Genomic DNA, 16,043 nt, shown 5'->3' with positions numbered 1-16,043 from the left:
TTGGAAGTACAATAACTTATAAATCAAGTTTTATTTATCTGTACAGATAGGTCCAGCACATTTTATTTTTTTATAGCAAGGAGTTTTATCATGAAACTACAACGAATTTTTTTACTCTATATTTTAATGAATGTTATTGTTTTCTTACGTTTGGATGTAGCGCCCGCCTTTGCGGCAGCTAACAATCCCCAACCGATTGATTATATAAATGGTGTAGTATTGTCGGTACAACCCCTTGAAATACCGTCTAATAAGAATATGGGGGTTAGTGGGAAAAACTTAATAACGATTCAACTTACAACAGGGCCAGAAGCTGGTAAAGAGGTGCAGAGTATCAATTATACTACCAACCAGCCATTGTTTGACATAAACCCTAGTCCTGGTGATAAAATTATTTTGGCTGTAAACGAGACACAAAGTGTAAAACAATACCATGTTGCGGATTATAATCGCCTTTTCCCTATGTATATATTAGTCGGTGTCTTTATTTTATCATTATTGTTGTTAGGGAAAAAGATTGGTGTTAAGACCTTGTTTGTTATTTGTTTTTCTGTAATTTTGATTCTTAAGGGTATGATTCCCCTTATTTTGAGTTATCATTGGAACTTTATTTTAGCTACCATGCTTGTTTGTGCAGTGATTGCTACCGTAACGCAGATTACAATTAGTGGTTGGAATGCAAAGACCTGGGGGGCAATCATTGGTACTGTAAGCGGTGTTGTTATTGCAGGGATTTTAGCAGCAATTTCGATTTCAATGATGCATTTAACAGGTTTAGATAGTGAAGAAGCTATGATGCTCAAAGTCACTACATTATCCTTTATGAACTTTCAAGAAGTTCTATTTGCAGGAATTATTTTAGGATCCCTAGGTGCTGTGATGGATGTAACGATATCGATTGCCTCTACCCAATTTGAAATTAAAAAGTCTTGTCCTCATTATGGCTTTATAGAAATATTTAAATCTGGTATAAACGTTGGACGAGATGTTATGGGAACTATGGCAAATACCTTAATTTTAGCTTATACGGGGAGTTCCTTACCTTTGATTTTTCTGATTACATCCCAAGAGAATGTGTCCTTAGTACGAGTTATGAATTTAAATATTGTTGCTACAGAAATAACGAGGGCTCTGACAGGGAGCATTGGATTGATCTGCTCCATTCCACTAACAGCTGCCATTACGGCCCTGCTTCTAAACCGAATCGACAAAAAATGATAGATTTTTATAGTACAAAAAGAATTTGGTTATATTGACATTATATGTAATATAATGTAGAATAAAGAAAATTTAGGTAATATAATATTGGGCAAACTTATCAAAAGATAAGGACGCAAAGCTATGGGTCTAAGGGATTCTATTCTATGACTGCCAAGCTGCCGGTTCAATTCGGAATTGTAATTAGCAGCAGGACATAGTGAACTGATGCTAATTTTTTTATTTTAGGAGGATTATTTTGCAACTTAAAATTAAGGGGAAAATTCTTACCATTATTTTAGTAGTTTCACTGGCTATGCTCACGGTAGGTTCGATAGGGTATTATTATACAAATGCTATGAGCAATGAAATGAAAATTATGTACAATGAAAATCTTTTGTCTATTAAAAGATTAAATGAGACTCGTCATAATTTTAGGGCAGTTCACGGAATGATTCTGGAACTTATTTTTGGTAATGTAGATAAGGGAACAGAAGATAAGTTAACAACTGAAATAAAAACATTAGCGTTAGAAACGGACAAAACTTTAACAGCCTATGAAAGTCAAAAACTAACTCCATATGAGCAAGAGAAATTTCTTAAACTAAAAGAAGCAATTGGTCAGTATCGGACAGAGCGCCAAAAAGCAATAGATCTAGCAAAACAAGGGAAAAAGCAAGAAGCCTATACATATTTTACCCAGCAGGCAGCAGGTAAACTAGAAGCGGTAAATATAACCCTCCAAGAATTGGCAAACTATATGGCGGAAAAAAGTGATAGAGCCAATCGAGAAGGGGAAGAACATGCTAGTTTTGCAGGTAAAGTCATTTTCTCACTAACAGGATTTTTTGCTTTACTAAGTATTTTACTGGGATGGAAACTATCTACTATGATTGTCAGCAGATTAGGAATTGTAGGAACTTTTTTAGCTGAAATCGCAAATGGGAATTTAGGTCTAGAAAACGTAAAAATCGCTGAGCAGGATGAAATCGGTGAAATAGGCCATGGTTTAAATAAGATGGCTGATAATCTAAAAAGAGTTGTCCGTCAGGTGATTGAATCAGCTGAACAGGTGGCAGCGTCTTCAGAAGAATTGACAGCAAGTGCGGAACAATCAGCGCAAGCTACCAATCAGGTAGCAGCTACCATTAGTGAAGTAGCCCAAGGGGCTGAATCCCAAGCTAGTGCAGTAACTACAACTACTAGCGTAGTGGAACAGTTATCCACGGGTATTGAACAAGTTGCCCTAAATGCAACGAAAATGAGAGAGGTATCCGATAGAACTTCTAAGGCAGCCCAAGATGGTGGTAAGGCAGTAAAAGCTGCAATGAATCAGATGGATATCGTGGAACAAACGGTGACCAAATCAGCTAACGTTGTTGAAAAACTAGGAGAAAGATCGAAAGAAATGGGACAAATTGTTGAGACGATTTCCGGGATTGCGGCACAAACCAATCTACTCGCCTTGAATGCAGCTATTGAGGCTGCCCGTGCAGGCGAGCATGGCAGAGGATTTGCTGTAGTTGCGGAAGAGGTACGAAAGTTAGCAGAACAGTCTCAAGAATCAGCAAAGGAAATTGCAAATTTAATTGCAGAGGCTGGTATGGATACAGAGCAGGCTGTAGACGCTATGAAAGAAGGAAGTCGCGAAGTCAATGTGGGAGCTGAAGTCGTAAACACTGCTGGGGAAGCTTTTAAAGAAATTTCTACTTTTATTGATCAATTGGCAGATCAAATTAAGGAAACTTCCGCTTCTATTGGACAAATGGCGTCCGGCAGCCAAAAGATCGTAGCATCTGTGCATGATATTGACCAAATTAGTAAAGATACGGCCAGTAGAACCCAAACTGTATCTGCAGCTACTGAGGAGCAATCGGCATCCATGGAAGAGATTGCTGCATCTAGTCAGGCATTAGCTAAGATGGCAGAAGAACTTCAAGGCGTTGTGAGAAAGTTTAGGATATAGAATAATACTAAAGGCCCTCCGTTAAGGAGGGCCTTTAGTATTAAGTTTGCGCTAGACTAGCTTTTAAAGCTCATTAGTATAACAGATGCATAGGTTCCTGAATCTGTCAATGCAATGCATGCCTAAAAGGGAAGGTTATTTCATGAAAAGTAGCGAAGTAAGAAAAAATGGATAGATTGTCAAAGTGGAAGTAATTTTCTATCATTAAAACTCATAACAGTTCAATTGAACATAATTTTTAATAGAAATAAGGTGAGATCAAATGAAAGTATTAATCATTGATGATGAAAAAAGTATTCGCACTATACTCTCAGAAATGGTACAACATTGGGGTTACGAGGTTGTTCTTGCAGCTGATGGTGAAAGTGCTTGGAAAATTTTTCAGGTTATTAATGAACCAATTATTGTGCTCCTCGATTGGGTTATGCCAGGGATAGATGGAGTTGAATTATGCAGAAGGTTAAAACAGAGTGAGAAGACAGCACATACTTACGTTATCATATTAACTGCCAAGAGAAGTGATGTCGAAGATGTGGTAATTGGCTTTGATGCTGGGGCTGATGATTTCGTGACGAAGCCGATTGATCCAAGAGAATTAAGTTGTCGCCTGTCCGTTGGCCGGCGTATTTTAACATATCAGCATGATTTAGAACAACGTAATGCTACCTTACAAGAAACGACTCGCGTGATGGAAAATGTAATGCGAGAGCTGCAAGTTGTAAATGGTAAGCTAAAAGAACTTTCCTTAGAAGATGAACTTACAGGAATTCCCAATAGGAGAAGTTTGGAGAATTATTTAGCTAGAGAATGGTGGCATGCATTACGGGAAAAAGAAGCGTTGACCTTCATTATGGTAGATGTGGATTTTTTTAAGTTTTACAATGATACCTATGGACATCCTGCGGGAGATGAATGTTTGAAAAAAGTTGCTGCTATCTTAGCTGAAAATGTGAAACGCAGCAGTGATATAATCACCCGCTATGGCGGTGAGGAGTTCGCCATAGTTCTGCATGCTACTGACTCAGCAGGGGGACAAAAGGTAGCGGAAAAACTTCGACTTGCTGTAGAATCACTTGCAATACTCAATAAAGCATCTAAAGTCAGCCCTTATGTTACCATAAGCCTGGGTATTGCAACAATAATACCAGATATCAATTCATCCTATGAGACTTTAAAAAAAGAAGCAGATGATGCCTTGTATCAAGCAAAACGTGAAGGTAGAAACAGATGGGTTGCTATTGATGTAGGGAGAGGTGCATGTAGTGTTAAAGGATGAAAAACTCATTCAAGAATTTGTTGCTGAGGCCAAAAGCCACGTGGAGAAGATAGAGTCAGGATTGCTTACTATTGAGAAGGGGCAACTGGATGAGCAGATCATTCACTCCATTTTTCGTTCTGCTCATAATATCAAAGGGACAGCTGGATTTTTTGGTTTCCACAAAATTGTTGAATTGTCTCATGCCATTGAAAGTTTGCTAGGAAAAGTGCGCAGTAGAGAGATAGGCATTACTTTACCTATCATTGATGCATTGTTAGCAGCGAATGATGAACTTAAGGTATTGTTGGATTATATTACAACTAGCGAACAACAAGATATTACTATCTATGTAAAAGAACTAAAACAAGCCTATTCCAGCGAAAGTTTTGGAATGGATGAAAAGGTAAGGGGTACGACGAGTTCTTTGACTAGCGAAATGCAAGAGACAATCTCCAAGACAAATAAACCTTATCATGATGTCAAAGTGACGCTAGAAGATTTAAGCAGAAAAGGTCATAGAGTATATAAATATCAGTATGACATCCATTCCATAGAGCCTAATGAGGCGGAGCGGCTGTGCGGGAATACAACTAAAAGTATCCAATCAATAGGTGTTATGTTAACCCATTATATTATTCAGGCTCAAGAAGGTACTAGAGCTGCTTCTCAGCAAGAAGCAATCTTTTTATTTAGTACAGTATTGGAAAAAGAACTTGCGGTTATGGCCCTTGGTGCAAACCAGGAAGATATCGTGGAATTTGATGTTTCCAGTCAGGAAAATGAGATTTTTCAAGTTATAGAAGCCCCAAATAAAATTGGTTCTAGCAGATATAATCTTCTAGAAGCGGAGCGAAGTGAGTTTGATGCGGGGGAAGAAAAAAGAAGCAGTCAAGATTTTGATACGGAGCGTATTAAAGTAGATGTAACGTTACTTAATAATTTAGTTAATTTAGCGAGTGAGATGGTTTTGGCACGCAACCAATTACTACGAGCATTAGAAAAAGAGATAGATAGTATTCCAGGAATTCGGCCTATCTTGCAAAAAATTGACCATACCACGACAGAAATGCAAGAAAAAATTATGCGTACACGTATGCAGCCAGTATCGATATTATACCAACCGATACCGCGCTTGATAAGGGAATTATCGAAAAAGCTGGGAAAAAAATTAACTCTGCGTATGGAAGGCAAGGACGTAGAAATGGATAAATCAATTTTGGAAGGGTTGGTTGATCCATTTACTCATTTAATACGCAATGCCTTAGATCACGGCATCGAAGATGCTGCTTTGAGAAAGTCATTGGGCAAAGATCCTACTGCGACTCTAGAGATACAAGCTCGTCATGAAGGTGGGCGTGTCATTATTGATATTAAAGATGATGGGGCAGGTATTAATGTAGAGAAGATTAGACAGCAGGCCTTAAAGCAGGGATTAATTCATCAGGGACAAGGAAAATTTATGAGTGAGAGTAAGGTGCTTGATTATATTTTTTCACCAGGATTATCCACTGTTTCTAAGGTGAGTGATATTTCTGGACGGGGTGTTGGACTTGATGTAGTAAGATCGAATATTGAAAAATTCGGTGGTACGGTAGAGGTGTATACGACTAAGGGGCAAGGGACGACATTTCGCTTACTGTTACCTTTAACACTAGCCATAATACCATCACTAATTGTAGGCGTAGAGAATCATTTTTTTGCCTTGCCGCAAACTCATTTGCAGGAAATTGTAAGAGTTGTAGAAGACAAAGATATAAGTAATATACAATCCATTCAAGGGCAGCAAGTTTTGTGGCTGCGGGGAAAATTAGTCCCGATTATTCACTTGGCAGAAGTAATTGGATTGAAACTGCCAGAAAAACAGAATAAACGCATAACACGGATTTTAATCATAAAAGTTAAGAAAAACATTTTTGGCCTTATTGTCGATGAAATTCATGGGCGAGAAGAAATTTTGGTTAAGCCAATGCCAACTCATTTAAGAGATAGAAAGGTTTATTCTGGAGTCACTATCTTAGGTGATGGCAGTATTGCCATGGTGCTGGATGCCACTGGCATTGCCGAAGCTGCTCTAGTGTTTACCGAAGAGGAAGCTACTAATTCGCAAATCGAATTGGCAGCAGGAGAAGCGAAAAGAGAACATTTACAAAAAATATTGCTATTTCAGTGTTCTGGACCGGAGACATTTGCCTTACATTTATCTATGGTAGCTAGGGTTAATGAAATTAGTTCTCACCAAATTGAACGAATTGGCGACAAAGAATTTTATCATTTCCAGGGAAATATTGTAGAATTAATCAGGCCAGAAAAGTATCTTCCGGTTGCTTATCAAGAAAGTGTAGGAGAAAAAAGGTATGTCATTCATCCTAAAACAGTCAAAGAGTCTGTTGGCATTCTAGTAGGAAAAATTCAAGACACAGTGGAAATTGACTTACTGATGACGGAGGATGACATACAGTCCAAAGGCTTATTAGGATCTACGATTGTAAATGGAAAAATTGTATTATTATTGGATTTATATGAACTATTGGAAATGGCAGTACCACTGCAAGAAATCCCTTGGGGAAACAATCAGTTACAAAAGGTAGTTAAAAATGTGCTGCTAGTAGAAGATACACCGTTTTGTAAAAGACTTGTGAAAAAGTACTTAGGATATGCTGGCTATCAAGTCTTTGTCGCTCAGAATGGAAGAGAGGCATTACGATTTCTTCGTCAGCAAAAAATTGATGTTGTTGTCACTGCCCTCGATATGGACAGTATGGAAATGTTACAACGTATTCGTGCTGATGAAAATTTGGCGGAGATACCAGTGATCGCGGTATCTGATGAGTCCCAAAATGAAATACAAAAAAAAGCCATGCTAAAGGCTGGTTTTAACTCCTACGGATGTAAGTTTGATCGTAAGGATTTATTGGAAAAAGTTGCGGCTGTGCAAGTGGAGGATGCTTAACATGACAGGAAAAGTTTTGACCTTTTATCTTGGAAGCAGCTTGTGTGGTATTGATATTACCTTGGCGAAAGAAATTAATCGTAATATCAAATATACATCTGTCCCCGGTGGAGCAGCTCATATAGTCGGATTATTAAATGTAAGGGGACAGGTAGTTACCCTATTTGATTTGACTGAAGTATTACATTTTGTAGAGAAAAATGATAGGATAAGTTCTCGGTGTATTATCCTTAAAAGGGTATCTCATGGAGAGCAGATCGGGTTTCTTATTGATAATTTGGGAGAAGTAGTTGATGTAACGTCTGCGATGTGTGAACTGCCGCCAGCGAATATAAGGAATGTAGAAGGGCAATTTATTTCAGAAGTAGTAAAACTAGATGAACAGGTTATGTTACTGCTAGATATAGAAAAAATAATTGATGTTGTATAAAGAAGATGTGATGGGAGAGGGTAGCGTGCAATGGTTTAGAAACTTAAACATTGGTAAAAAACTTATGGTGAGCTTTATGATAATCGTCATTCTTACCGCCCTGGTGGGGGTAGTAGGTATACGTAATATCCAAGAAATTGAGGTAATTGATGCTGAGTTATATGAGATAAATACACTATCGATTGGAGATATTGCACAAGCTGGAATGGCTTATCAGCGTATTCGTGTGAGTATTGGACAATTGATCTCAGAAGATGATATAGAGAAGAAGAAACAGTATGTAAATACTGTAGCTGAGTTGCATAAAACAATGGACACGGAATTGAATAATTTTGAAAAAAATATTCAATCACCAGAAGTGCGTCAGGAATTCAATAAGCTAAAAACCATTCAAGGAAAATGGGCTGTTATTTTGGACGATGTTCTGCGGCTGACGTTGACAGGTCAGAATCAAGCAGCTTATGCTCTTTATTCGACGCAAGGGAATCAATATTCAGTAGAACTCAGTCAAATTATTGATCGCTTAATGGAGTTGCAAATGGCGCAAGCTGGTCAGAAAGCAGCAAGTAATTCCGCAATAACAAAGGCAGCCACCAAGAATATGTCGATTTTACTTGTAGTCAGTTTTTTAGCGGCTCTTACTCTCGTTGTTTTGATTACACGCCTTAGTACAAACTCAGTAAAAGAATTACAGTCTCTCATGGCCCAAGTCGAGAGAGGAGATCTTACTGTGCAGGGCAAGGTGAATTCTGAAGATGAGATGGGGAAGTTAATTTTGTCTTTTAATAGACTGGTGGAAACGATGCATCACATGAACAAGGAAATATACGATACAGCCATTATCTTAAATGAATCTTCTAGTAATATGTTGTCTGTTGCTGAAGTGGTAGCAGCCAATAGCGAAGAGATGAGCGCTGTTATTAGTGGGGCAAGCGAAGCTACTGAAGCAATTACTGTGAGCGTGAATAATGGAGCAATCACATCTCTAGAGCTCAGTGGTAACATTAATTCCATTTCTGCTGCCACGGAAGAAATATCTGCAACGATTCATAGCTTAGCATCAGCTTCTGAGCAGGCTTCCGTTAACTTGGATCAAGTTAGTATTCTGGTAGATAAAATATCCGGCGGGATCAATTTGGTTGCTGGTTCTGCAAAAGATGTTTCATGCTCTGTAACAGATGTAGTGACTGCTGTTAAAGAGATAAATTCATCGTTAAGTGAAGTAAGTAAGAATTGCGAACGTTCAATTTCTGTAGCAAAAGATGCAGAAATGAGAGCTCAGGAAACTACTGTTATTATACAAAAGTTAAGTAGTGTATCAAGACAGATAGGTAAGGTAATAAATTTAATTAATGATATTGCAGATCAAACCAATATGCTAGCCTTAAATGCAGCCATAGAAGCTGCAGGTGCAGGTGATGCAGGGAAGGGGTTTGCCGTTGTAGCCAATGAAGTTAAGGAATTAGCAAAACAAACTTCAGGGGCAACAGATGAGATTGCCAATCAGATAGAAACAATGCAGGCGGAAATGGCAGAAGCTGTTCAGGCGGTAAGTGGCATTACTCAAGTAATTAGCGCTATTAATGACAATAGCAATAACATTGCAGTGGCGGTCACAGAACAATCGGCTGTCGTTGGGGATATTTCGGCCGCCGTAATTATCGCTGCCGAAAAAGTGAATGTTATATCAAATGAAATTGGTGATATTGCAGAAAAATCTCGTGATGTAGCAAGAGGTGCGGCAGAAAGTACTCTAGGAGTAAAAGAGATTGCTCGCTCAGTTGGCGATCTATCCTTGACGGCGGGGGATTTGGCCAAAAATACAGAAAGTGCTTCTGTGGGAATGAAAGATGTAGCGAATGCTTCACAAAAAATTGCTGTAAATGTAGAGGAAATATTTAGAAGTATTAATGAGATGGATAAAGCTTCTAATAATACGGCAGCAAAGGGAGTTCAAACAACTGAGGCTGCGGATAAACTTGTAATTGTGTCTAATAAATTGCAAGAATTGGCAAAACGCTTTACTGTATAAATTAATTCATTATTAATATAGGGGGGATGATCAATGAGTACCAACTTGTCGTCCCAAGCATTTCATTTATTTCAAAAATACATTGAAGAACAGTGTGGAATTGTCATTCGCGATGAGAAAGCCTATTTGATTGAGAGTCGGCTTTCCAAATTTTTAATTACATTTGGCTTATCTAGTTTTGATGAACTATATCGCATGCTAAGCCAGCAGAAACAGACAACCCTGGCGGAACAAATTATTGATGCCATCACAACAAATGAAACCTTATGGTTTAGAGATAAAACTCCTTGGCAAGCATTAGAGGATAAGTTGTTGCCAGAATACATTGAGCAAATTAGGCAAGGTGTATGTGGAAAAATTCGAATTTGGAGTGCTGCCTGTGCCACGGGACAAGAGCCCTATTCAATCGCCATGTGTATTGATAATTACCTGGCAGAGCAGAACATTAAAGATGTTACCCTAGATCATTTCGAAATAATTGCCACTGATATTTCCCACACTGTGCTGCGCATGGCTAAAATGGGTAAGTATGACAATATTTCCATGGTGCGTGGAATGCAAGAGAGCTATCGAGATAAATATTTTCGTCAGGAAGGGCGTATTTGGTTATTGGACGAAAAAATTAAGAATAGTGTTCAATTCAGGCAATTTAACTTGCAAAATAGTTTTGCAAGTTTAGGTTTATTTGATGTAATCTTTTTCCGGTATGTAGCGATCTATTTTTCCGAGCAATTCAAAGAAGAAGTCTTCAGAAAAATTAACAAATCCCTCTTACTTAAGGGTGTATTAATTTTAGGGAACTCAGAAGTCTTTTTGGATTATAAAGAATGCTATGAAGCCGAGAATTATAAAAATGCCAATTTTTATCGCGTAAGGAGTGGGAGTTGTGAAAATATTATCAGTAGATGACTCGGCCATCATCCGAAAAATTATTCGTAGCGGAGTCGAATTGCTTGATTACGAACTAGTGGAAGCCGCAGATGGGATGGAGGCTTTCACTATACTAGAACAGTCTGGTGAAGAGATCCTTCTAATTTTATTAGATTGGAATATGCCAGGGATGGATGGTTTAGTTTTCTTAGAAAAGGTTAAAAATACAGCCTCCTTAAAACATATACCCATTATGATGGTTACCACGGAGAGTGAAAAAGAAAATATTATAAGAGCCATTCAAGCTGGAGCCATTAATTATCTAGTAAAACCATTTACTATTGAAGAATTAATGAAGAAAGTATTAGAATGTATGGGAGAGGGGATGTAATGATATGGAAATTGAAGATCCTATATTGTTGCAAAAATGCTTAGCCCAAGCTGTGTCGGATGTATTTAGTACTATGGTTGGCCTGGAATGTTGTGAGATTAAACAGCAAGCTGAAAATTCCAAGAACAGTAAGGGTGAAATCACTGGAGTCATGATGATTCTAAGTGAGCGAAATGCAATATTGTCTATGGCAATGAGTAAACAGCATGCAGCCACAATTGTTTCTTTTATGACTGGTATTAGGGTAATAGAATTGGCAGATGAAGAACTATATGATGGGGTTGCTGAGCTAGTGAATATGATAGCGGGAAGGGCGAAAGCCTTGTTGGCGGGAACGGGTTATTATTATCGCATAACACCTCCACTTACAATTGTGGGTGACAATCATTTTATTTTGTATAAGAAGAACGTATCACAACTAAGGATGGAATTTGAGGCTGGGGAAACAAAGCTACATTTAGAATTGACTTATTTATAGTTTATCTTTCTAAAATAAAAAGGTGAATGGAGTTCTACAAGGGGGTAGAGTTCTATTCACCTTTTTTATTGTGTGAATATGTTGGTAACTAAGTATAAAAAAGATGGTAAGAAGTGTATAAAGAAAAAATATAATAAATAACAACAATAAAGAGAAAATATATATTGACCGATAATAATTATCAATATATACTATTATTAAAATAGCAGATGGAATTATTATCCCTTAATGGATACTCTTTTTAAGGTTTTAGACAAATAGACTAAACTATTTTGGGGACGGTGAGCAGATATGAAAGTAGGAAATTGGATATCAGGATTATGCTTTACGTTAATGTTGTCGAATCTTGGGGTAGTTATTGCTGCTGAAGATCCGAATCTGTCAGAAAAGCAACTAACTTATAATCAAAATAAAGAAAATTTAGTAGCTGCTAAAGAATATGCAATTGCACTAGCTAGGTCTCAACAATTTTCCGAATCTTTAGATATTTTCAAGCAGTTGTATCAGAAATATCCTGATAATAAAGAAGTTCAATATGATTATGTCGTTGTTCTTAACTGGGCAGGTAATAATTTAGCAGCGATTGAGATGTTTGAAAAGTTAAATAGTAAAACAGTGCCTACATATGTAAAAGTTAGTGTAGCAGGAGCTTATTATCAAACAGGCGACTATAAAGCAGCCCAAAAACTATTTCATGAAGTTGCAGTAACTGGTGATCACAAAGCTTTAATATGGGAAGCGCAGTCATTGCTGCGGATGGGTGAAGTAGAGGCTGGTAATAAGATATATAAGTTACTTTTAGATAAAAATCCTGATGATATAGATGTATATCTCAGTAGAGCGTCAGTATTAGTCTTGATGAACCAACATACGGCTGCTGTAGCTGATTTTGAAAAGGCACTTAGTTTAGTTCCAGCAGGTGATGAAGGAATAAATAAACGACGTCAGATAAACTATGACATGGCAATTTCATACATAAGAGTTGGGGATGAAGCTAGAGCTATTCTTTTGCTCAAACCATATATTCAAGATGGAACGGCTGATGTGTGGATGCAGGGTGATTATATTACTGCTTTAAGATTGAATGCAGATTATAAAACAGCTATCTCTGAAGGTGAACGTTTATGGCCTGATTACGGCAAGATCCCTAATTTTGGTCTTCAAGCGTTAGGAGATTCTTATCTTCGCAGTGGACAATTGCAGAAGGCAGAGAAAGTATACGAACATATATTAAAGCGTGACCCTAATTCAGTTAACGTAAAATTAGGCCTAGCCTATTCTTATATGGCTGAGGGGAATGTGGCGAAGGGGACAGAACTTTACCGGCAAGTATTGAAGGAAGATCCCAAACGTGCCGAGGTTATTTTAGATGATGCCTATGATTTTGTTGCTAAAAATCGGTATGCGGCAGGTAAATCCATTTATGGATTAGTAGTTGAACAATTTCCCGATATTCCAGCTTTTCGTCAGGAAATGGCCAGTTCCTTAGCTGATAACCAAATGCCTCGTCAGGCTTATGAACAATTTGCAGCTTTAGCAAAACTGCCTGGTGGACAGTTAGTGGGTAACGCGGGAATGGTAGAGAGTGCTGTAACTGTGGGTGACTATCATGCAGCAGGTCAAGCTGTTGGTATTCTCAGAGAGAAATATGCTCGAAATGCCATAAGCCAAGCAGCAATTGCGAGCTATGACAGTAGGCGTAAAGGAGGAGCGGATTTTTCCTATATCTATACTTCCGACTATAAGGGAATTGAATCCAGGCAGTTTGTGGTTACTTCGGATCAGAACATTGGTGGCAGCTATTCTGTATTAGCTAGCATTGGTACAAATCGTATTACCGATAAAGACGTTAATGAAAGTACCACTCTGAAAAGCAAATCAATAGGTTTACAATATCTTGGAATGAAGTTTGATACGAGATTATGGGTAGATAGTTATCAAAGCAGTGGAACCTTTTCAGGGTATCGTGTTTATAATAATTACTATTTTAATGATCATGCAGTATTAAACTTAGACTTTGAAAGAACTCCTATTTTGGATGTACAGGCATTAAACCCAGCAAATGCAGAACTTCTAGGGCGTATTATGTCATCAAATTATCGGATAGGATTTACACGGCAAGTAGGTCTAAAAGATACGTATTCCTTTAACTTTACTCGCGGCCTTTATAGCGATGGCAATCAAGTGAATAGTTATGATCTTAGATGGGATCGTACCTTGTTTGACAATGAAAGGAAAAGTGTAGATTGGTTTGTTTTTGTTAATCGTAGTAACTATAAACTTCAACAAATTAATGGACTTGATACAGTGTATGAAAGTCCTACCGTTAGGCAGGCTTATGGAACTGGTTTCACCCAACGTTGGGTCATTCCTAAAGGTTACTGGGAAGCTACTACTACCTTAGCTTGGGGCAGGGATAGGCCAGATCCAAATGACTTTGAACCAAGTTTCCGTTTGGAGTATGGACATAATTTTTCTCCCAATCATGCGTTGATTGTGGGAGCAGAATATGGTGCAAGGACAAATCGTCTCCTCAATTCAAGTGGTTTACATTTTGGATCTCGTCAATATGATCTTCAGTATCAAATTATCTGGTAAGAAGTAAAAAAGGAGAGGATCCTATGCCAAAGAGATGGATTATTACTTTGGTAGCTGTCTTTCAGTTTATTTTTTCTTCTAATGCCATGGCAGCAGATAGAGGTGTACCCATTATCTGTTACCATGACGTAGGGGGAACTATCAATAATGAATATACAGTTACGAAAGAAACACTAATTAGTCATTTATCCTACTTAAAGGCCAATGGTTACCACCCTATTTCGTTGGAACAATATATTGCATTTACGAAAGATGGGGCACCATTACCGGAAAAACCAGTCATGCTCACATTTGATGATGGATATATTTCCTTTTACAATGAAGTATATCCTTTGCTCAAACAATATAACTATCCTGCTATGCTTGCTATTGTTGGTTCTTGGCTAGATTATGCTCCTGCTGACGTAGGGAAGATGGTAAACTGGCAGCAAATAAGAGAGATGGAGGCCTCAGGCCTAGTTACAATCGCTTCTCATTCTTTTAGGTCCCATCGTTTTGCGGTAATGGATCCTCAAGGTGATCGGGGAGAATTATTGTCGACTCGTACTTATGCAAATGACCATTATGAAAACATGGAAGAGTATACGAAAAGGGTTTCCGATGATTTAGAGCAATCTCAAAAAGTATTTGAAAAAGAGCTAGGACATAAAGTCCAGGCGCTAGTTTGGCCTTACGGTGAGTATAATCTTACCGCCATAGAAATTGCAAAAAATAAGGGTTTTGAGTCAATGTTTGCATTGGGTGGCGGAATGAATGAAGTTGGTCAAAAGAGCTTAGTTGAAGCGCGTCGAGGGATTATCATGAAAAATCCTACTGTATCATCTTTTGCTTCTTTCGTTAAGAGTGGAGGACTAGACAATAATCCTATGAGGGCTGCTCGGTTAGATATTGATGCTATCTACGATTCGAATAGCTTACGTACAACGGATAATAACTTAAATCTTGCTATCGCTAGGTTTAATAAAACAGGTATTAACACCGTCTTTTTAAGAGCATTTACCAATGAAAATAAGGATATAGAAAGTGCCTACTTTTATACAACGGTAATGCCTGTAAAAGCCGATATTTTTAGTCATATAGCCAGCAAACTTCGCGAGGGAGGCTTTTTAGTATATGCTGTGATGCCAGATTTGTCCTCCCAGTGGCTTACTAAAGAACATCCAGAGGATGGATTCATAATATCAGATGTTCAGAATAATAGTCGATATACTAGGGCGACACCTTTTAGTCCAATAGTACAGAAAAAACTTGTTGAACTTTATGCTGATTTAGCTGCCTATACGTATGTAGATGGAGTACTTTTTCAAGATGATTTGTATCCTACAACTATTGAAGACTTTTCGTCAGCAGCGAAAGCAAGCTTTCAAAGTAAATTTAACAAAGAGCTTACGGCCGAAGTTTTAAAAGATGAGTCGACTCGCAGTCAATGGACGAAAATGCAAAAAGAGGCTGTGCAAAATCTAACGATTCAAATGATGAATTCCGTTCATACCTATCGACCATATGCATTGTTTGCGCAAAGCATAGCTGCAGAGGACCTGCTTAATAAAGAGCAAGATCGGGATTTCGGGAGTTACTTAGATTCTTTTAACTACACTGTGATAAGGACTTATCCTTTTCACCAAAAACAAAATGGTGACTACTTACAGTGGTTAGGAAAAATAGCAGAGACGACTCTAGCTAATACTGGAACAAAGTTCGCTTTTGAATTAGAAACCTTTGATAGTAATAGAAATTTGTGGATTAAAGAAAAGGATCTAAAAGCGCAAATGGATACGTTGCGTAGCAAGGGAGCCATTGACTTTATTTTCATCCCTGATGTCGTGTTTGAAGATAAAACGGTACGGATACCATAGTATATCAAGGGGGCGAG

11 protein-coding genes and 1 riboswitch are annotated in these 16,043 nt (G+C 38.0%); all 11 genes read left to right on the top strand.

Annotated elements, in window-relative coordinates:
* Positions 1-90 precede the first annotated feature (90 nt).
* Positions 91-1,218: a YibE/F family protein gene (locus QSJ81_RS22020; RefSeq protein ID WP_285719499.1), complete on the top strand. Its 1,128-nt coding sequence runs from the start codon at positions 91-93 to the stop codon at positions 1,216-1,218.
* 80 nt (positions 1,219-1,298) lie between these two features.
* A riboswitch (cyclic di-GMP riboswitch) is annotated at positions 1,299-1,384 on the top strand.
* A gap of 72 nt (positions 1,385-1,456) precedes the next feature.
* The gene (locus QSJ81_RS22015) at positions 1,457-3,163 is read left to right on the top strand and encodes a methyl-accepting chemotaxis protein (RefSeq protein ID WP_285719498.1); all 1,707 of its coding nucleotides are present in this window, start codon (positions 1,457-1,459) and stop codon (positions 3,161-3,163) included.
* Between the two features lie 262 nt (positions 3,164-3,425).
* A complete protein-coding gene (locus QSJ81_RS22010; protein ID WP_285719497.1) occupies positions 3,426-4,439 on the top strand; it encodes a GGDEF domain-containing response regulator in 1,014 nt (337 codons plus the stop codon).
* Positions 4,426-7,371: a hybrid sensor histidine kinase/response regulator gene (locus QSJ81_RS22005; RefSeq protein ID WP_285719496.1), complete on the top strand. Its 2,946-nt coding sequence runs from the start codon at positions 4,426-4,428 to the stop codon at positions 7,369-7,371. The genes QSJ81_RS22010 and QSJ81_RS22005 overlap by 14 nt, the downstream gene beginning before the upstream one ends.
* Position 7,372: 1 nt before the next feature.
* Positions 7,373-7,801 (top strand): chemotaxis protein CheW, encoded by a 429-nt coding sequence (locus tag QSJ81_RS22000; protein ID WP_285719495.1) that lies wholly within the window; start codon positions 7,373-7,375, stop codon positions 7,799-7,801.
* A gap of 25 nt (positions 7,802-7,826) precedes the next feature.
* On the top strand, positions 7,827-9,833 hold the full coding sequence (locus QSJ81_RS21995) for a methyl-accepting chemotaxis protein (protein ID WP_285719494.1): 2,007 nt from the start codon (positions 7,827-7,829) through the stop codon (positions 9,831-9,833).
* A 33-nt stretch (positions 9,834-9,866) separates the two neighbouring features.
* Complete coding sequence (locus QSJ81_RS21990) at positions 9,867-10,742, top strand: CheR family methyltransferase (RefSeq protein ID WP_285719493.1); 876 nt, start codon at positions 9,867-9,869, stop codon at positions 10,740-10,742.
* Complete coding sequence (locus tag QSJ81_RS21985) at positions 10,720-11,094, top strand: response regulator (RefSeq protein WP_285719492.1); 375 nt, start codon at positions 10,720-10,722, stop codon at positions 11,092-11,094. Before QSJ81_RS21990 ends, QSJ81_RS21985 begins: the two co-directional genes overlap by 23 nt.
* Positions 11,095-11,098: 4 nt before the next feature.
* A complete protein-coding gene (locus QSJ81_RS21980; RefSeq protein WP_285719491.1) occupies positions 11,099-11,572 on the top strand; it encodes a chemotaxis protein CheX in 474 nt (157 codons plus the stop codon).
* Positions 11,573-11,863: 291 nt separating this feature from the next.
* Entirely contained in the window at positions 11,864-14,170 is a 2,307-nt protein-coding gene (locus tag QSJ81_RS21975; RefSeq protein WP_285719490.1) for a tetratricopeptide repeat protein, read from the top strand.
* A gap of 23 nt (positions 14,171-14,193) precedes the next feature.
* A complete protein-coding gene (pgaB, locus tag QSJ81_RS21970) occupies positions 14,194-16,026 on the top strand; it encodes a poly-beta-1,6-N-acetyl-D-glucosamine N-deacetylase PgaB (protein WP_285719489.1) in 1,833 nt (610 codons plus the stop codon).
* The last annotated feature ends 17 nt before the right edge of the window (positions 16,027-16,043 follow it).

This window comes from Pelosinus sp. IPA-1 (assembly GCF_030269905.1).
Taxonomy (GTDB): Bacteria; Bacillota; Negativicutes; order DSM-13327; family DSM-13327; genus Pelosinus.
The sequence above is the reverse complement of the archived record's forward strand: the minus strand, read 5'-3'. Positions and strand labels throughout refer to the sequence as shown.